General features: G+C 70.3%; 18 protein-coding genes. 14 read left to right on the forward strand and 4 right to left on the reverse strand.

The genetic code is table 11. The annotated features are described in order from the left end of the window. Nucleotides 1-54: 54 nt before the first annotated feature. On the reverse strand, nt 55-2,388 hold the full coding sequence (locus ASF25_RS11050; RefSeq protein ID WP_056304633.1) for an FdhF/YdeP family oxidoreductase: 2,334 nt from the start codon (nt 2,386-2,388) through the stop codon (nt 55-57). Between the two features lie 286 nt (nt 2,389-2,674). On the opposite strand from ASF25_RS11050, the gene ASF25_RS11055 reads away from it, so the two are divergent. The 13 genes from ASF25_RS11055 to ASF25_RS11115 all read left to right on the forward strand — a co-directional run bounded on the left by ASF25_RS11055 (nt 2,675) and on the right by ASF25_RS11115 (nt 15,880). Next, nucleotides 2,675-3,334 (forward strand): cytochrome c3 family protein, encoded by a 660-nt coding sequence (locus ASF25_RS11055; RefSeq protein ID WP_056304635.1) that lies wholly within the window; start codon nt 2,675-2,677, stop codon nt 3,332-3,334. Beyond that, nucleotides 3,322-6,186, forward strand: a complete 2,865-nt coding sequence (locus ASF25_RS11060; RefSeq protein ID WP_056304637.1) for a 4Fe-4S dicluster domain-containing protein — start codon at nt 3,322-3,324, stop codon at nt 6,184-6,186. Before ASF25_RS11055 ends, ASF25_RS11060 begins: the two co-directional genes overlap by 13 nt. Further along, nucleotides 6,183-7,538 (forward strand): NrfD/PsrC family molybdoenzyme membrane anchor subunit, encoded by a 1,356-nt coding sequence (gene nrfD / locus ASF25_RS11065; RefSeq protein ID WP_056304638.1) that lies wholly within the window; start codon nt 6,183-6,185, stop codon nt 7,536-7,538. Before ASF25_RS11060 ends, nrfD begins: the two co-directional genes overlap by 4 nt. Next, nucleotides 7,535-8,059: a DUF3341 domain-containing protein gene (locus ASF25_RS11070; protein ID WP_056304640.1), complete on the forward strand. Its 525-nt coding sequence runs from the start codon at nt 7,535-7,537 to the stop codon at nt 8,057-8,059. The genes nrfD and ASF25_RS11070 overlap by 4 nt, the downstream gene beginning before the upstream one ends. Next, on the forward strand, nt 8,056-8,610 hold the full coding sequence (locus ASF25_RS11075) for a cytochrome c (protein WP_056304643.1): 555 nt from the start codon (nt 8,056-8,058) through the stop codon (nt 8,608-8,610). Before ASF25_RS11070 ends, ASF25_RS11075 begins: the two co-directional genes overlap by 4 nt. A 14-nt stretch (nt 8,611-8,624) precedes the next feature. Then, on the forward strand, nt 8,625-9,599 hold the full coding sequence (locus ASF25_RS11080) for a hypothetical protein (protein WP_056304703.1): 975 nt from the start codon (nt 8,625-8,627) through the stop codon (nt 9,597-9,599). Then, complete coding sequence (locus ASF25_RS11085) at nt 9,592-10,107, forward strand: hypothetical protein (protein ID WP_056304646.1); 516 nt, start codon at nt 9,592-9,594, stop codon at nt 10,105-10,107. The genes ASF25_RS11080 and ASF25_RS11085 overlap by 8 nt, the downstream gene beginning before the upstream one ends. Further along, on the forward strand, nt 10,104-11,186 hold the full coding sequence (gene coxB, locus ASF25_RS11090; protein ID WP_056304648.1) for a cytochrome c oxidase subunit II: 1,083 nt from the start codon (nt 10,104-10,106) through the stop codon (nt 11,184-11,186). The genes ASF25_RS11085 and coxB overlap by 4 nt, the downstream gene beginning before the upstream one ends. Before the next feature lie 46 nt (nt 11,187-11,232). Next, nucleotides 11,233-12,930, forward strand: coding sequence for a cytochrome c oxidase subunit I (ctaD, locus tag ASF25_RS11095; protein ID WP_056304650.1), 1,698 nt, complete (start codon nt 11,233-11,235; stop codon nt 12,928-12,930). Continuing rightward, a complete protein-coding gene (locus ASF25_RS11100) occupies nt 12,927-13,664 on the forward strand; it encodes a cytochrome c oxidase subunit 3 (RefSeq protein ID WP_082502615.1) in 738 nt (245 codons plus the stop codon). Before ctaD ends, ASF25_RS11100 begins: the two co-directional genes overlap by 4 nt. Further along, nucleotides 13,661-13,957 (forward strand): cytochrome C oxidase subunit IV family protein, encoded by a 297-nt coding sequence (locus ASF25_RS11105; RefSeq protein ID WP_056304652.1) that lies wholly within the window; start codon nt 13,661-13,663, stop codon nt 13,955-13,957. Before ASF25_RS11100 ends, ASF25_RS11105 begins: the two co-directional genes overlap by 4 nt. After that, a complete protein-coding gene (locus ASF25_RS11110; RefSeq protein ID WP_056304654.1) occupies nt 13,957-14,772 on the forward strand; it encodes a hypothetical protein in 816 nt (271 codons plus the stop codon). Before ASF25_RS11105 ends, ASF25_RS11110 begins: the two co-directional genes overlap by 1 nt. 130 nt (nt 14,773-14,902) lie before the next feature. Next, nucleotides 14,903-15,880, forward strand: coding sequence for a hypothetical protein (locus tag ASF25_RS11115; protein ID WP_056304656.1), 978 nt, complete (start codon nt 14,903-14,905; stop codon nt 15,878-15,880). Between the two features lie 77 nt (nt 15,881-15,957). Here ASF25_RS11115 and ASF25_RS11120 read toward each other — a convergent pair whose 3' ends face one another. The 3 genes from ASF25_RS11120 to ASF25_RS11130 form a co-directional block, all read right to left on the reverse strand. After that, nucleotides 15,958-16,359, reverse strand: coding sequence for a hypothetical protein (locus ASF25_RS11120; protein ID WP_056304658.1), 402 nt, complete (start codon nt 16,357-16,359; stop codon nt 15,958-15,960). A 125-nt stretch (nt 16,360-16,484) separates the two neighbouring features. Further along, a complete protein-coding gene (locus ASF25_RS11125; protein ID WP_056304660.1) occupies nt 16,485-17,261 on the reverse strand; it encodes an SDR family oxidoreductase in 777 nt (258 codons plus the stop codon). Between the two features lie 19 nt (nt 17,262-17,280). Further along, complete coding sequence (locus tag ASF25_RS11130; RefSeq protein ID WP_056304662.1) at nt 17,281-17,706, reverse strand: DUF2147 domain-containing protein; 426 nt, start codon at nt 17,704-17,706, stop codon at nt 17,281-17,283. 219 nt (nt 17,707-17,925) lie between these two features. Between ASF25_RS11130 and rfbC the strand changes: the two genes are divergently transcribed. Further along, entirely contained in the window at nt 17,926-18,477 is a 552-nt protein-coding gene (gene rfbC / locus ASF25_RS11135) for a dTDP-4-dehydrorhamnose 3,5-epimerase (protein ID WP_056304664.1), read from the forward strand. Nucleotides 18,478-18,498: the final 21 nt, after the last annotated feature.

Consider the following 18,498-nt stretch of genomic DNA (forward strand, 5'->3'; position numbering starts at 1 on the left):
CACCGGCGTGGTTCGGTGCACGATCACCGCCGTGCGGACGCCGCACTCGCCCGATCAAGCCGAAGTGGCGTGCCCCGTCGGCTCCAGCCGCTCGGTCACCGGCCCGTCGGCATCGGTGATCCGAATGCGGACGGGGACCGATTTCGCCGCCGGGGTCTTCGACGGCCCGTCGTGGTGAGACAGCGGCATCAACGGATTCATCTCGGGGTAGTAGGCCCCGAGGCAGCCATCCGGCAGAGAGAACGGCACGACCTTCAGGCCGTAGACCGTCCGCTCGATGCCGTCCTGCGCATCGCTGACGAGGGCGACCACCTGTCCCTCGCGCAGGTTCGCCCGGGCCATCTCATCCGGATTGACCAGGAGCACGTCGCGCGTGCCCTCGATGCCGCGCATGCGGTCGCTATAGCCGTAGATGGTGGTGTTGAACTGGTCGTTCGAGCGCAGGGTGATCAGGCGATAGCGTCCCGGGGCTTCGGAGAAGCCCACGGCGTTCTTCTGCTTCGGCGTCGTAAAGGCCGCTCGCTTCGTCTCGGTCTTCCAGATGCGCTCGCGGGCCGAATTGCCCCGATAGAAACCGCCCGGGGTCCAGAGGCGTTCGTTGAAGTCGCGGAACTCGGGTCCGTAGGTTCGCTCGATCGCATCCCGGATCAGGCCGTAATCCCCGACCCAGGCGTCCCAGGTCACCTTCGGGTTCGGCGCCAGGGTCGCCTTGGCGATCCCCGCCACGATGTCGACCTCGGATTTCAGGTGCGGGCTTGCGGGCGTGCGGCGGCCGAGGGAGCCGGAGATGCAGCTGAACGTATCCTCCATGCTGACCGCCTGCGGGCCGGTGGCCTGCCGGTCCTCCTCGGTCCGGCCCCGGCACGGCAGCAGGTAGGCGATCTCGCCGTTGACGAGATGCGACCGGTTGAGCTTCGTCGCGACCTGCACCGTGAGGCGCATCTTCGTCCAGGCCGCCTCCATCAGGTCCCGCTCCGGGGTGGCGCGGACGAAGTTGCCCCCGAGCCCGATGAAGCTGCGGATCTCGCCGGACAGGATGCCCTCGCAGGCCTCGACGGTGTTCACGCCCTTGTCGCGCGGCGGTTCGAAGCCGAACTGCTCGGCGAGCTTGTCGAGGGGCACCAGTTCGGGCTTCTCCGAGATGCCGACGGTGCGCTGACCCTGGACGTTGGAATGGCCGCGCACGGGCGAGATGCCGGCGCCGTCGCGCCCGATATTGCCCTTCAGCAGCAGCAGGTTGACGAACAGCGCGACGTTCTCGAACCCGTTCCTGTGTTGCGTCAGGCCCATGCCGTAGATGCCGATCACCCGGTCAGCCTTGACGTAGACCTCGGCCGCGCCCGCGATGGCCGCGCGCGACAGGCCGGATTCGTGCTCGATCTCGTCCCAGGGCGTCGCCCGGACCTTCGCCTCGAACGCGTCGAGGCCCGTCGTGTGCTGCTGGATGAAATCGACGTCGAGGACGCGTTCGCCCCGTTCCTTCGCGGCGTCGTCGGCGGCGAAGACGTGCTTGCACAGGCCCATCAGCACCGCGATATCCCCGCCGGGCCGGACCTGATGGTACTGCGAGCTGATGCGGGTTTCCTTCCCGGTCAGCATCTCCACCGGGCTCTGCGGATTGGTGAAGAACTCCAGGCCCCGTTCGCGGACGGGATTGAAGGTCACGATCTCGACGCCGCGCTTGGCCGCCTCCTGCAGGGGATGGAGGAAGCGCGGGGAGTTCGACCCGGTGTTCTGTCCGAAGAAGAACATCGCGTCGCAGTTCTGGAGATCGTCGAACACCACCGTGCCGACGCTGGCGCCGATGGTCTGCTTGAGGGCCACCGAGGTGGTCTCGTGGCACATGTTCGAGCTGTCGGGCAGGTTGTTGCAGCCGTAGAGCCGGGCCAGCAGCCCGTAGAGATACGCTGTTTCCAGGCTTGCGCGGCCCGAGGAATAGAACACCACGGATTTCGGAGCGAGGCGCTTCAACTCGGCGCCGATCTCGGCGAACGCCTCGTCCCAACCGCAGGGCACGTAGGTGTCGGTCGCGGGGTCGTAGCGCATCGGATACGTCAGGCGGCCCTGCTGTTCGAGGTCGTAATCCGTCCAGGTACGGAGTTCCGTCACCGTGTGCTCGGCGAAGAAATCGGGCGTGCAGCGCAGGGAGGTGAGCTCCCACAGGGTCGCCTTGGCGCCGTTCTCGCAGAACTCGAACGGGTGGTAGTCCGCGGGCTTCGCCCAGGAACACGACACGCACATGAAGCCCTTGGGCTTGTTCTGGCGGAACAGGGTCTCGGTCGCCAGCGGCGTCGCCCATTCCCGGCCGAAGATCTCGGTGATGCCGCGTACGGAACCCCAGCCGCCGGCCGGACCGTCATAGTGACCCGTCGTCTCGTCGTCGGACATTCGCGTGCTCCACGTCGGCCATTCGGGTCTGGGCAAGTTGCGTGAAAGGAACGGCTCACTCGAATAAATAACTCGGGGCGCATCCAAGCTGACTAAGTGGTAAAGCCTACCCTCGTTCGCGAGATATAACCCATGTTGTAGACCGAAGGCTGCGTTGGGTCTTGGTTGGCGACGGCGCAGTGCCTCGGCACGCTCCGTTCTTGACCCTGTCGTCATGGTTCGCGAACGGTTTGGTCTTGCGCGTCTTGAAGGCGTCGGGTGCCGTGGCACGGGGTACGTGCGAGGGATGGTGCAGATTTTTCGTCCGGGGGCCGACACGGTCGTCCGCTTCGTCCTCGCGTCGCTCGCCACGGTCCCGGTCTTCGCCGTCGGGGTCGCCTACGCGGTCTGGCGCTCCCCCTACGTCACGGGGCAGGGCGTCACCCGCGAGCAGCCGGTGCCGTTCAGCCACGCGCATCACGTCGGCGGCCTCGGCCTCGATTGCCGCTACTGCCACACCGCCGTGGAGAAGGCGGCCTTCGCGGGCATTCCGCCCACGGACACCTGCATGTCCTGCCACTCGCAGATCTGGACCAATGCGCCGATGCTGGCCCCCGTGCGCACCAGTCTCGCCGAAGGGCGCTCCCTGCGCTGGCGCCGCGTCCACACCCTGCCGGGCTACGTCTACTTCAATCACGCCGTGCATGTCGCCAAGGGTGTCGGCTGCACCACCTGCCACGGCGAGATCCAGACGATGAAGCTCGTCCGGCAGGCGGCCCCCCTCACCATGGGCTGGTGCCTCGACTGCCACCGCGATCCGGCCCCGAACCTGCGCGCCCGCGATGCAGTCTTCGACACGGCCTGGAGCGCGCCCGCCGATCAGGCCGCCCTCGGGGCGCAGCGGCTCAAGGAATACCACATCCGCTCGCCCGAGCGTCTCAGCGAATGCTCCCTATGCCACCGCTAGGCCCGCCCTCGCGGCGCGAGCCCCTCACCTCGCGGCGCGAGGCCCTGACCCTCCTCGGCGCCGGCATCGCCCTGGCGGCGGGCGGGTGTACGAAACCGTCCGAGGAGATCGTGCCCTACGTGCGGATGCCGGAGCGCCTGCTGCCCGGCGTGCCCGTGCGCTACGCGACGAGCCTGTCGCTCGGCGGCTTCGCCCGCGGCGTCCACGCCATCGCGGTGGACGGGCGCCCCATCAAGATCGAGGGCAATCCGCTCCATCCGGCGAGCCGCGGCGCAACGGACGTCTTCGCCGAGGCTGCGATCCTCGACCTCTACGATCCCGACCGTTCGCGCACGGTGACGGAACACAGGAGCGGCATCGCCTCCTGGGAGATGTTCGAGCGCGCCCTGGCCGGGCCCCTGGCGCGGGCGCGCAGCCGCAACGGCGCCGGCTTTCACCTCCTCACCGGGCGGGTCACCTCGCCGACCCTCCTGCGCCAGATCGCGTCCCTCCTGCGGGCGATGCCGGACGCCGTGTGGCACGTCCACGAACCGGTGGACGACACCCACGCGACGCGCGGCACCGTAGAGACCTTCGGCCGCCCCCTGAGGGTGCTGCCCCGGCTCGACCGCGCCGAAGTGGTCCTGTGCGTCGGGGCCGATCCCCTCGGGCCCGGCCCGGATCAGGGCCGCTTGGCCTCCGGTTTCGCCGAGCGCCGCCGCGACCCGGGCCGGTTCGGCCGGCTCTACGTCGCCGAATCCGCACTGACGCAGACGGGGATCAAGGCCGATGCGCGCCGCGCGCTGCCGCCGCACGCGCAGGCCGCCCTGCTCGTCGCCTGCGCCAACGCCCTCGGGGCCGGATTGCCGGCGCCCGACGCGAGCGAGGCGGTCCGGCGCTTCGCCGAAGCCGTCGCGGCCGACCTCGCGGCGCATCGCGGCCGCGCCCTCCTCCTCGTCGGTCCGGCTCTGGCGCCGGAGCATCACGCCCTCGCGCATTGGATCAACGCCCGCCTCGAAGCCCCCGTGGACGTCATCGAGCCCCCGGACCGCATCGACGGGCGTACCCCCGCGGGGCTCACCGCCCTCGCGGCCGCCCTCGATTCCGGGACCGTCGAAGGCCTCGCGATCCTCGATTGCAATCCGGTCCTCACCGGCGGCCCCGACCTCGATCTCGGCTCCCGGATCGGCCGGGCGGCGTTCAGCGTCCATGCGGGCACCCACGGGGACGAGACGGCCGGCGCCACCCACTGGCACCTGCCGCTGGCCCACGAACTCGAGGGCTGGTCCGACCTGCGCGCCGTCGACGGCACCGCCAGTCTGGTCCAGCCCCTGATCCGGCCCCTCTACGGCGCCCGCTCGATCCACGAGATCGTGGCCTTGTTCGGCGAGTCCCCGGCCCGGTCGGGCTACGACCTCGTGCGCGAGACTTGGCACGAGACCTGGAGCGAGACTTGGCGCGAAAGCCGGCCGGACCGCGAGGCGGCGGCGTTCGAGGAATGGTGGCGCCGGAGCCTCCATGACGGCGTGATCGCCGGCAGCGCGCCGGCGGCGATCACAGTGACGGATCCCGCGCCGCCGAGCCCGCCGCCCCGGATAAGGTCCGGCTTCACCGTCGAACTGCGCCCCGATCCGTGCCTGTGGGACGGGCGGTTTTCCAACAACGCCTGGCTTCAGGAATGCCCGAAGCCGGTCTCGAAGCAGGTCTGGGGCAACGCCCTCGCCCTGTCGCGCGGCGAGGCGGACCGGCGGGGCGTCGGGGTCGGCGACGTGGTGCGCCTGAGCGTGGCGGGGCGGAGCGTCGAGGTGCCCGTCGCCGTCGAATCCGGCGTGGCCGACGGCGTCGGCGTGCTCACCCTCGGGTCCGGCCGCGCTCGCGCCGGGGCCATCGGCAACGGCATCGGGGCGGATGCCTACCGCCTCGTGTCCCGGGCCGAGCGCTGGCTCGTCACGCCCGTCGACCTCGCCGCCACGGGCCGCACCGGCGCGGTGCTGCGGACGCAGAATTACGTGCAGGTCGAGGGCGGGACCGCGAAGCTCTTCCGGCAGATCGATCTCGCCGACCTCGCGACCGCCCAGCCGAAGGGAATCGGCGCCGACCAGCCGTCGCTCATCGAGGCCTGGACCGGGGATGCCGATGGCCATGCCTGGGCCATGGCCATCGACACGAATGCCTGCATCGGCTGCAACGCCTGCGTGGTCGCCTGCCAGTCGGAGAACAACGTCCCGGTGGTCGGCCCGGAGGAGATCGCGCGGGGCCGGATGATGCACTGGCTGCGCATCGACCTCTACGATGCCGGCACGCCCGAGGCGGTGAAGGCCGGGTTCCAGCCCGTGCCGTGCATGCATTGCGAGCACGCGCCCTGCGAGCCGGTCTGCCCGGTGGCGGCCTCGGTGCATGACGGCGAGGGCCTGAACCTTCAGGTCTACAACCGCTGCGTCGGGACGCGGTTCTGCGAGGCGAACTGCCCCTACAAGGTCCGGCGCTTCAACTTCTTCGGCTACGCCGACGGCCAGGAATACGCCAACCTCAACGCCGAGCCGATCCGGGCGCAGCGCAACCACAACGTCACCGTGCGGGCGCGCGGCGTCATGGAGAAATGCACCTACTGCGTCCAGCGCATCGCCACGGAGCGGCAGGGGGCCGAGCGGGACGGCCGCGCCATGAACGACGTGGTCACCGCCTGCCAATCGGCCTGCCCCACCCGGGCGATCACCTTCAGCGACCTCGCCCGGCCGGGCAACCCGGTCTCGGCCCTGCGGGCGGACCCGCGCCACTACGCGCTGCTGGAGGAACTCAACACCCGCCCGCGCACCACCTACCTCGCCAATCTGCGCGCGCCGAACCCCGATTGGGCGGAGGACCACACGTGAGCGGGGTTGGGCAGCAGCAAAGCTGGATCGCGCCCGCGCGCCTCGGCGACGCCGAGATCACGGCCGCCATCGCCGATCCGATCCAGAAGCGCGGCCCCGGCAAGGCGTGGTTCGTCGCCCTGCTCTGCGTCCTGCCCTTCGTGCTGCTGACGCTCGTCGCCATCGGGGCGGTGCTCACCGTGGGCATCGGCCTGTCGGGCGTGAACACCACGGTGGTGTGGGGCGTCTCCATCGCGAATTACGTCTGGTGGATCGGCATCGGCAACGCCGGAACGCTGATCTCCTCGATGCTCCTGCTGACGCGCCAGCACTGGCGCGCCTCCATCAACCGCTTCGCCGAGGCCATGACCCTGCTGGCCGCCTCCATCGCGGGCCTGTTCCCGATCATCCACCTCGGCCGGCCGCTCTACGCCTATTGGCTGGCGCCCTACCCGAACACCATGGACCTGTGGCCGCAATGGCGCTCGGCCCTGGTCTGGGATTTCTGGGCAATCCTCAGCTACCTGCTGTTCTCCCTGATATTCTGGTTCACCGGCCTGCTGCCCGACCTCGCCACCCTGCGCGACCGGGCCACCACGCGGCCGGGACAGATGATCTACGGCGCCCTGGCCCTCGGCTGGCGCGGCTCGGCCCGGCACTGGCAGGTCTACGAGACCTTCCACATGACCATGGCGGCCCTGGCGATCCCCCTCGTCTGCTCCGTCCATTCCATCGTCGGCCTCGACTTCGCCGCGAGCCTGATGCCCGGCTGGCAGGAAAGCATCTTCCCGCCCTACTTCGTCGTCGGGGCGATGTATTCGGGCTTCGCCATGGTGGTGGTGCTGGCCATCGCCATCCGCCGGGGCCTGAACCTCCAGGCGATGATCACGCGGGCGCATTTCGGCGCCATGGCGAAGGTGATGCTGTTCGCCAGCATCGTGATGACGTTCTCCTACGCCACCGAGTGGTTCATGGCCTGGTACGGCGGCGAGCACGCCGACCGGACGGTGGTGGGCTACTTCTTCACCGGCGATTACCGCTGGCTCTATGCCGGGCTGCTGTTCTGCAACTGCCTCGCCCCGCAGGCCCTGTGGTTCCCGGCCGTGCGGGTCGACCTGCGGGCCCTCGCCGCCCTCGCGATCCTGATCAACGTCGGGATGTGGCTCGAGCGCATCCTCATCGTCTGGAACACCCTCTCGCGCGGCTACGCCGTCAGCCTGTGGCGGACCTACCAGATCAGCCTCTACGACCTCGCGATCCTATTCGGCCCCCTCGGGTTGTTCGTCCTCGGCTTCCTCGTCCTGGCGCGCCTGCTGCCCCTCGTGTCGATGCACGAGGTCCGCCAGCTCAGCCACCGCGCGGGCGCCGCATGAGCAGGTCCCGCCCCCACCTCCTCGCCGAGTTCGAGACGCCCGAGGCCTTACTGCGGGCGACCCGCCTCGGCCATGCCGACGGCCACAGCCCCGTCGACGCCTTCACGCCCTTCCCCGTGGAGGATCTTGCCGGATTGTTCGCGCCCACGCGCCGATGGGTCCGGCCCGCCATGGCGATGGCGGGCTTCGGCGCGGCGGGGCTGATGTACGCCCTGCAATGGTACAGCGCGGTCCACGCCTACCCGCTGAATTCCGGCGGGCGGCCCCTGCATTCCTGGCCGGTCTTCCTGCTCGTGCCGTTCGAGGTCGGAATCCTCGCCGCCGCCCTGGCGGGCTTCGTCGCCATGCTGTCCGCCTGCGGCCTGCCACGCCTGCACCATCCGCTGCACGCGATGCCGCAATTCGAGCGGGCGAGCCAGGACCGCTTCCTGCTCCTCATCGCCCCGAAGGACGATCCGCGCGCCCTGCGCGTGCTGCTCGAAGGGGCAGGCGCCCGCCTGGTGTCGGAGATGAACCCATGAGGCGGTCCCGAGACGCTCGCCGCACGCTCCGCGTGGGATTCGGCGCCTTCGCGCTCCTGCTGCCGCTCGCAGCCTGCGACGACCAGTCGATGCGGGTCCAGAAGCGCTATCGGGTCTACGGCAAGGCGGCCCTGTTCGCCGACGGCGCCGAGGCCCGGACACCCCCGGACGGCACCGTGGCGCAGGGCGATCTCGCGGCCGAGGCGGCCTTGCGCGATGCGCCCCCCGTCGACGCCGCTCTGCTGCGGCGGGGCCGGGCGCGCTACGACGCCATCTGCACGCCCTGCCACGGCTATACTGGCCACGGCGACGGAATGATCGTCCAGCGCGGCTTTCCCGCCCCGCCCTCCTTCCACGAGGACCGCCTGCGGGCGGCGCCGGCGGGCTACCTCGTCGCCGTGATCACCGAGGGCTACGGCGTGATGTATTCCTACGCCGCCCGCGTCGAGCCGCGGGACCGCTGGGCCATCGCCGCCTATATCCGCGCCCTGCAACTCGGTCAGGGCGCCCGCGTCGCCGACGTGCCGGGTCTCGCGGAGGCGCTGCCATGACGGGCGCGCCGTCGATCGCCGACGCCCTGGCGCGGGGCTGGCTCCTCGCCTGGATCGTCTGGAGCATGATCCCCATCGGCAGCCTCGTCTGGGTGATGATCCACGCCGTCACGGGCGGCCGGTGGGGCGACGCTCTCGCTCCCGCCCTGCGGCCCGCCACCGCCCTGGTGCCCCTGGCCGCCCTGACGTTCCTCGGCATCGCCGCTACCCTGCCGGCCCTCTACCCGTGGGCGGCCGATCCGGGGCGCGTGAAGGCGGATGTCGCGCGCCTCTACCTCAATCCAGTGGGGTTCGATCTGCGGGCCGGCCTCGCGCTCGCGGGCTGGTCGGGTCTCGCCCTCCTCGTCCTAACGGGGCGCTGCACCCGGCTGGTGGCCGGCCTCGGCCTCGCCTTCTACGGGTTCAGCCTCAGCCTCGTCGCCGTGGACTGGATCCTGTCCGTCGAGCCTGCCTACGTCTCCTCCGCGTTCGCCGCCGACATCGCTCTGCACCAGATGCTCGCCGCCCTCGCGTGGGCGGCCCTGGTGGGCGTGCCCGGCCGCGACGGACAGCGGACGGGCGACCTCGCCCAGCTCATTCTCGCGACCCTCCTGGGCGTCCTCTACATGGGCCTGATGGCCTACGTGGTGGCGTGGTACGGCGACCTGCCGTCGAAGGCCGCGTGGTACCTGAAGCGTGGCGAGGGCACATGGCGGGCGGTGCTGCTCGCCGCCTTCGTGGCCGGCGGCCTCGTCCCGTTCGGGATGCTGCTCTTTTCTGCCGTGCGCCGCAGCGCGGCCCTGTTGCGGGCGGTGGGCGTCCTCGTCCTCGTGGGCCTCGCCCTCCACCTCGCCTGGACGCTCCTGCCGGCCTACGGCGACGGGGCCGGTGCCGCCGCGGCGGCCGGGCTCGCGGGCCTCGCCGTTCTGGCCCTGCTGTCGCGCCGCGCCGCGCGATTCACCACGCGCACCTTCGCCGACGCCTCCGCGCCGGAGAGCCGGCATGCCTGAGCCCATGCCTGAGCCGTCGCGCGACCGCATCCACGACGACGTCGCGGATCACGCCGATCCCGGCCTCGAGGCGCCGGGCATCGCCCTGAAGCCGGTGCTGCTCACGGGCCTCGGCATCGTGGTGTTCGTCGGGGCGTCGCTGGCCGGCCTGTGGCTGTACTACCGGAGCGAGGTGCCGGGACCGGTCGCTCAGGCCCCCCGCGCGTTTCCCGGGCCGCAGCTCCAGCAGAATCCCGGCGGCGACCTCGCGCGGTTCCTCGCCGATCAGCGTCACCGGCTGGAGGGCTACGGGTGGGTCGACCGCGACCGCGGCATCGCCCGGATACCCATCGGGGAGGCCATGCGCCGCCTCGCCGATCGGGGCGCGGCCGCCTACGCCGCGCCGGTCCAGCCCGAACGCTGGCCGAGCCTCGGAAGCCGCGGTGGCGCGGTCAGCGCACTCCCGGCGCCACGGGGGAGCCCCGGCGGCGCCGCGGCGTCCGGTCCCGCCGGCGGGGGCGCCCCATGATGCAGCGCTTCGTGCCCTCGTGGCTCATGCCCGAAGCCGCCTCGACGCAGGCCGCCAAGGTCGACGCGATCTTCTTCGGCCTGACGGTGATCTCGGCCGCCACCGTCCTCGTGGTGGTCGGCCTCGTCGTCACCTTCGCGATCCGGTTCCGGCGCGGCTCGAAGGCCGATCGCGGCGCCCTGCCAAGCGTCGTGTCGCGCGAGTTCGAGATCGGCTGGACCGCCGCCACCCTGTTCGTGTTCCTGTTCATCTTCTGGTGGGCGGCCTCGGCCGAGATCGGCGCCTACACTCCACCGAAGGACGCCATCGAGATCCACGTCGTCGCCAAGCAGTGGATGTGGAAGACGCAGGCCTCCAACGGCGCCCGCGAGATCAACGAGCTGCACGTGCCCGTGGGCGCGCCCGTGCGGCTGATGCTGACCTCGCAGGACGTGATCCATTCGTTCTACATCCCGGCCTTCCGCCTGAAGCGCGACGCCGTGCCGGGCCGCCAGACCGAGACCTGGTTCCAGGCCACCAAGACCGGCACCTTCCACCTCATGTGCACGGAGTTCTGCGGCACCGACCACTCGCGCATGCTCGGCCGCGTCATCGTCATGGAGCCGCAGGATTACGCAGCGTGGCTCTCGGCCCAGCCCGAGGGCGACGACCTCGCCCATGTGGGCGAGCGCCTGTTCACCGCGCGCGGCTGCGCCGGGTGCCACGCAGCGGGCTCCACGATCCACGCGCCGGACCTCGCCGGGCTCTGGGGCAAGACCATTCCCCTCGAAGGCGGCCGCACCGTCACGGTGGATGCGGCCTATATCCGCGATTCGATCCTCCAGCCCGCGCGCGACATCGCCGCCGGTTACGCGCCGATCATGCCGAGCTACGCGGGCCTGCTGACGGACGGAGAGGTGCAGGAACTCACCGCCTATCTCCGCGCCCTCGGGGCCGGCCCCCGCACCGTGCGCAGCCCCGGCGTGCCGCCGCTCTCCTCCCGCGTGCCGGGGTCCGCCCGCGAGCGCAGCCCCGCCATGGTACCGGGCGCGCCCGTCGCGGACACGCCGGCCCCCGCCGGACCGGCGGTGGGCCCGTGACCCGCCCCGTCGTCGATCCCCGCCCTCCCCGTCCGCGAGCGCGCAGATGAACCCCCACATCGCCCAAAGCCCCACGGCCCTGGCGGACCCGGACGAGCTCGCGCTGGGCCTGCCGGAGAGCTACCTCGCGGCCGGCCACACCCTCGGCTCGTGGCTGACCACCACCGACCACAAGCGCATCGCCATCCTGTACGGACTGTCGATTACGCTGTTCTTCTTCCTCGGCGGCGCGGCGGCCACGGCCGTGCGTCTCGAACTGTTCACGCCGGAAGCCGATTTCGTCGGGTCGGACACCTACAACAAGCTGTTCACGCTCCACGGCGTGATCATGGTGTGGTTCTTCCTCATCCCGTCGATCCCCACCACCTTCGGCAACTTCCTCCTGCCGCTGATGATCGGCGCGCGAGATCTCGCGTTTCCCAAACTCAACCTCGTGAGCTGGTACCTCAACCTCGGCGGCGGGCTCCTGGCCGCCGTCGCCGTGCTGGCGGGCGGGATCGACACGGGGTGGACCTTCTACGTCCCCTACGCGACGGTGTTCTCCGACACTGCCGTCTCCGTGGCGGTGCTCGGCGTGTTCGTCGCCGGGTTCTCGACCATCGCCACGGGCGTCAACTTCATCGCCACCGTGCACCTGCTGCGGGCGCCCGGCATGACCTGGTTCCGCCTGCCGCTGTTCGTGTGGGCCATGTACACCACGAGCCTGATCTTCGTCCTGGCGACGCCGGTCCTCGCCCTCATGCTGCTCCTCGTGCTTGCCGAGCGGGCCTTCGGCCTGCCGATCTTCGATCCGGCGCGGGGCGGCGACCCGATCCTGTTCCAGCACCTGTTCTGGTTCTACTCGCACCCGGCGGTGTACATCATGATCCTGCCGGCGATGGGGGTGATCTCCGAGGTGATCACCTGCTTCTCGCGGCGGGTCGTCTTCGGCTACACCTTCATGGTCTACGCCCTGGTGGCCATCGCGGTGATCGGCTTCTTCACCTGGGGCCATCACATGTTCACCTCGGGCATGTCGCCCTACGCGGCGCTGCTGTTCTCGTTCCTGTCGTTCATCGTCGCCGTGCCGTCGGCCATCAAGGTCTTCAACTGGACCGCCACCCTGTATCGCGGCCAGATCGGCTTCGAATCGCCGATGCTCTACGCCCTCGGCTTCCTCGGCCTGTTCACGGTGGGGGGCCTGACGGGCCTGTTCCTCGCCTCGATCCCCATCGACGTGCACGTGCAGGACACTTACTTCGTCGTCGCCCACTTCCACTACATCATGGTCGGCGCCTCGGTGTCGGCCTACTTCGCCGGGCTGCACCTGTGGTGGCCGAAGATCACCGGGCGGATGTACCCGGAGACCTGGGCGAAGTTCGCCGCGATCCTGATGTTCTTCGGCTTCAACCTGACGTTCTTCCCGCAATTCATCGCCGGGTATCTCGGCATGCCGCGGCGCTACCACGTCTATCCGCCGGAATTCCAGGTCTGGAACGTGCTCTCGTCCTCGGGCGCGGCCGTCCTCGCCGTCGCCTACCTGATGCCGCTGGGCTACCTCACCTGGTCGGTGTTCTTCGGCGCCCGCGCCCGCAACGACCCATGGAACGCCACCGGCCTCGAATGGCGGACCACGTCGCCGCCGCCCCGCGACAATTTCCTCGGCCGTGTCGCCGTCCTCGGGCCGCCCTACGATTACCACCCGGCCGGGAGCCCGCCGACGCAGGACCAGCCGCATCTGCCGACGCAGGAATCCCAGGCATGAGGGCGACCGGCGAGCCGTCCCTTCCGCTGCGCGAGCCGTCTCCTCCGCTGCGCGAGACTGTCCCCTCGCTGCGCGAGCCTTCCCAGTCGCTGCGCGAACCTTGGCACGACCTCGGTTTCGCGCCCGCCGATGCCCTCGCGCGGCAGCGGGCCGGGGCGACCTTCGGCATGTGGATCTTCATCGCCAGCGAAGTGCTGTTCTTCGGGGCGCTGTTCCTGTTCTACGCCGCCCTCAGGGCCGAGCATCCCGAGGCCGTCGCGGCGGCGGCGCGCGAGACCGACATCGTCTACGGAACGGCGAACACCGCCCTGCTGCTGACGAGCGGTCTGCTCGCGGCCATCGCCGCGCGGGCCGCGGAGGTGCCGGCCCTGCGCCGTCTGGTCCTCGTCTGCCTCTTGCTCACGGCGGGCCTCGGCCTCGCTTTCCTGATCGTGAAGGGCTTCGAATACCGCGAGGACATCCGGGAAAATCTGGTGCCCGGACCGGGCTTCAAGCTCGCGGACCGGCCGACGCAGCTGTTCTTCGGCTTCTACTGGTTCGCCACGGCGGTGCACGGAATCCACCTCGCCATCGGCATCGGCCTGGTGACGCGGCTGGCGTGGAAGGGCTGGCACGCGCCGGACTTCCTCGCCACGAGTCCGCAGGTCGAGGTGGCGCTGCTGTATTGGGGCTTCGTCGACATGGTGTGGATCGTCCTCTACCCCGCCCTCTACCTCGTGGGGCGCACCGGATGAGCGAGGCCCCCACCCTCCGCTCCATTCTCCTGCGCACCGTGCCGGTCTGGCTCGGCCTCATCGCGCTCCTCGCCGTCTCGGTCCTGCTGGCCTACCGACCCCTCGGCCCCTGGAACGTCGCCCTCCCGTTCGGCATCGCCGGCACCCAGGCGCTCCTCGTCGCGGTGCCGTTCATGCGCCTCGATACGGCGAATGCCCTCGACCGGCTCACCGCGGCCTGCGGTCTGTTCTGGCTGGCGATCCTGTTCACCCTCACCCTCGCGGACGTGTTCGCCCGGTTGGCGGAAGGATGATGCGGCGCCCGCAGCCTGGGGTCCGCTCGCGGGTATCCCGAGCCATCCGGCCCTGTCTCGCCACCCTGGTCGTGGCGGCACCGGCCTTCCCGTCGCCGGCCTCGGCGGACCTCACCCGGCTCGACCTCGCGCGCGTCGGCCTCGCGCCGCCCCCAGGGGCTCGAGTGCCGCTGGACCTCGAACTCCGGACCGATGGGGGCCAATCCATCACGGTCGCCGCCGCCCTCGACGGCCGCCCGACCCTCCTGGTGCCCATCGACCCGAACTGCCGGGTGATCTGCGCGCCGACCCTCGCGATCCTGTCCGGCGCTCTGATGGGAACCGGCCTGCGCCCAGGCCGGGATGTCCGGCTCGTCGTCATCGGCCTCGGTCCGCGCGACGAGGCCCGGACGTCCGTGACGGCCGGCATCGACGGGGCGCTGGCCGAGGCGGTCACCACCGTGACGGGGCCGCCCGAGGCGGTCGCGCGCTTGACCGAAGCGATCGGCTACACGTCGGTGCCCGATACCGTGCACGGCGCCATCGTCCACCCGGCCGCCTTCGTGTCGCTGACCGGCGACGGGCGGGTGTCGCGCGTCCTGTCGAGCCTCACCGTGACGGCGGACAGCCTGCGCCTCGCCCTCGTGGAGGCGGGAGAAGGCCGGATCGGCACGCTCGGCGATCGCGTCCGGCTGCTGTGCTACGGATTCGACGCGGCACAGGGGATCTACACGCCACGGATCTGGCAGGCCTTGCAGGCCGCCATCGGCCTCACGTTGCTGGGTCTGGCCGGTGGCCTGATCCTGCTGCATCGGCGTGCAACGGCGAAGCCGTGACGCAGGACACAACCGGGCGATGCGGCTGGAAGTGTTTTAATCCAGCGCCGTCCGGCCGCACGCGAGGGACGAAGGCCTGTGTGGCTTTCGCGCACCAGCCAGGACGCGACGCGGCAGGATAGCGTGCGGGATGCTCCCGTCACGACCCGTTCCCTTTCGGCAAGCCTGGCATCGCGTCCGCCGGGCGGCCCGGCTCTCGGTCCTCCTCGTCGCCGGATCCGCCCTGGCCGGACCGATTCCGTCCGCGTCCGGCAAAGACTACCAGAAGGCGGGCACGGGCAGCGCGCCCGACACGATCGACACCGAGAACCTGTTCGGCTTCACGGAAGGAACCGACACCGGCAAGGCCGGCGAGCAGGAGGTGGTGGTCGACGCGATCGGCCGCTTCAGCAAGCGCCGGGCGGGGCCGGGCTCGTCGGCCTATCGCGCCAGCGAACCCATCGTCAGCTACCAGTACGATCCGACCGACGATTTCAGCATCGAGCCCGGCCTGCAATTCGACGCGCGGGACAGCCGCAACATCGTCGGCGTGCCGGACAAGACCTTCGGCCTCGTCAACGGCGGCTCACTGGAGTTCAAGTATCAGGTTCTCAAGCGGACGGACGACCATCCATTCGGCATCGCCCTGCAGGCGGAGCCGCTGTATTCGCGGGTGACGCCCATCGAGGGCCAGGGCGCCGACGTGTTCAGCATGGACACCCGGCTCATGGCGGATGCGCGCCTGATTCCGGGTAAGCTGTGGGCCGGTGCGAACGTGATCTACGATCCCTCCGTCGCGCGCCTCAAGGGCTCCGGCGACACCGACCGATCCTCGACCCTCTCCCTGTCGGGAACGCTGATGGCGCGGGCGACGAACAGCGTCTTCCTCGGCCCCGAAATCCGTGTCATGCGTGCCTATGACGGGTCGTTCCTGAACCGGTTCCTCGGGCGAGCGGTTTTCGTCGGCCCTGTGCTGCACGTGCAGGTCAGGGAAAAGGGCTTCCTGACCGTCGCCTACTCCGCCCAGGTGTCCGGCCACGACCGCGCCCCCGACTTCGCCGACCGCGCCTTCAACCTCACCCAGTTCGCCCGTCACAACCTACGGGTCCGCTTCGGCGTCGAGTTCTGACCCGAGTCTCGGATCGGCCGGATCCGCGGGTGCGGTGCGTCGAGACCCTGGACGGCCCGGTCGTCGCGGTGATGCGGTTACGTTCGATTCCGCAGCGTACCTCCCCGGAATTTGGGGTTGGTCGCCACCGCGAAATGCGCGTCGAAGAACGCCTGCATCTTATCGTAGTCGGGCCGGTGGCCCTGCAGTCCGCCGATGTTGCGGTCCGTGAGCGCTGCATTGAGCATGTTCTGCGTGAGCCGGTCCGCAGTCCGTCCGATGAGGCCGAGATCGGAGCGCTTGATGCCGCCGCTGAGGTCGCGGGTCTGCGTCCGGCCGATATCCCGGAACACGCGGTCGCCCATCCCGGCGCCGTACTCCCGGTCGATCGCCTGCTGGATATGCTCGAAGCCTTGCGCGAGCTTCTGTTCGCACGCGACGAGGGCGTTACCGAAACCGAACAAGGCCTTCACGCTGGAGAGCGATGCTCTGTCGCTCATGTACAGATCGGTGCTGGAAAACCGAATGGTAAAGACCTTCGGCGTGGCGTCCCACGGTCCGGCCGTTCGACGCGATGGGCCGGACCCTTCGGCCGGGAAGCGTGCGGGGACGGCTCGGCGCCCCCCTAGCCCGGCACCGCCGCCGATCCGGCCAGAAGGCCGCCGTCGAGGGTGATGTCCGCGCCGGTGATGTAGGTGGCCTCGTCGGAGGCGAGCATCAAAGCGACGGCCGCGACCTCGTCGGGGCGGCCGAACCGGCGCAGGGGCGTGTCGGCAACGAGGGCGTCCATCCGGGCCTGCCGGTCGGGTCCGGTGCCGAGCATCGGCTCCCACATTCCGGTGAGGATCGCGGCCGGGTGGATCGCGTTGCAGCGGATGGTCCAGCCCTGCTGGGCGCAGTAGAGCGCCACGCTCTTGGTGTGGTTGCGGATGGCGGCCTTCGAGGACGCGTAGGCGGCGGCCCCCGGGATGCCGACGAGGCCGGAGCGCGATGCGATGTTGACGATGGAGCCCGCACCCCGCGCCTTCATGGCCCTGATGGCGTAGCGGCAGCCGAGGAAGGTGCCGTCGAGGTTGACCGCGTGGACCGCGCGCCAATCGGCCAGGGTCGCGTGTTCGGGATCGTGCGCGACCGGCCCGCCCTCGAACCCCGTCACACCGGCATTGTTCACCACCACGTCGACGGCGGGGGCGAACCGCGCCAGGGCGTCCCACGCGTCCTCGGACCGCACGTCGAGGGGGAAGACCCGGCAGCCGAGGGCGGCTTCCAGGTCGGCGAGGGCCGCCGTGTCCGCATCCGTTGCGATGACGGTCGCGCCCTCGCGCCCGAACGCCTCCGCGATCGCCCGGCCGATGCCGCGCGCGGCGCCCGTGACGACGCAGGTCTTTCCCGCCAGCCGCATCGAATCGCTCCCGATCGTCTCAGTTCACCCGCTTCCAGGTCTGGCTCTTGCAGAACACGCTCATGACGCAGCCCTGGACCTCGACGACGTCCGGGCCCTTGAGGACGAGGCTGCCCGCGTAGGTCTTGCCGTCCTTGGGGTTGTAGAGCGACCCTTCGTAGCCGTCGCCCTTGGCCCGGTCGGCGGTCATGATCCGCACGCCGATGAGGCTGCGGGTCCGCAGGGAGACGTCGGGATTCTGGGCGTCGAGGCCGGGGCCGGAGACGCTCGTCAGGGTGCCGCAATAGCCCTCGCCGCAGCGGGCGATGCGGACTTTGGAGCCGCCCGTCTCCGTCAGCCAGACGCCCGTGGCGTCCGGGCCCCTCTGGGCGGCGGCCGGGCCGGATAGGCCGAGGAGCAGGAGGGTGCCCGCGAGGGCGCGGGCCGTCCGATTCTGCGTGATCATATGCGCTGTCTCCCTGAAGTGTCCCGCGCGGTCGGGCGGCATAGCGCACGGTCCACGACCGCCGCAAGCGACCGCCCGAGTGCCCCCCCGAGCGACGCCCCAAACGACCCCCGAAGACGCCCGGCAGGGCCGCCAAGTCATGTCTCAGCCTTGACAACCCGGCGAGAACCCCGGCCTAGACGGTTCGAATTTTCGGGTGTTCCCAGGGATCAATCCACCATGCGGGTGATCGAGACGGAGATCGCGGCGGTCAAGCGCGTCGTTCCCAACCGCTTCGGCGACGACCGGGGCTGGTTCTCGGAGACCTTTCGTGTCGATACCCTCGCGGCCGGCGGGATCGACGTGGCGTTCGTGCAGGACAACCAGTCGTTCTCGGCCCAGGTCGGCACCGTGCGGGGCCTTCACTTCCAGCTCGCCCCGGCGGCGCAGGCCAAGCTGGTGCGGGTGCTGGCGGGCTCGATCCTCGACGTCGCCGTGGATCTGCGCCGCGACAGCCCGACCTACGGCCGCCACGTCGCCGTGACCCTCGACGCGAAGGGCGGCGAGCAGCTCTACGTGCCGGCCGGCTTCGCCCACGGCTTCTGCACCCTGGAGCCGGACACCATGGTGGCCTACAAGGTCAGCGCCTATTACAGCGCGGCGCACGACCGCAACCTCGTCTGGAACGACCCCGATCTAGCCATCGCCTGGCCCATGGACGAGGCCGGCGCCGTGCTGTCGGACAAGGACCGCGCCGCCCCGCGTTTCGCGGATCTCGGCGCCGCGTTCTGAACATTTGATACCAAGGGTTCG

This window comes from Methylobacterium sp. Leaf100 (genome assembly GCF_001422845.1).
GTDB lineage: Bacteria > Pseudomonadota > Alphaproteobacteria > Rhizobiales > Beijerinckiaceae > Methylobacterium.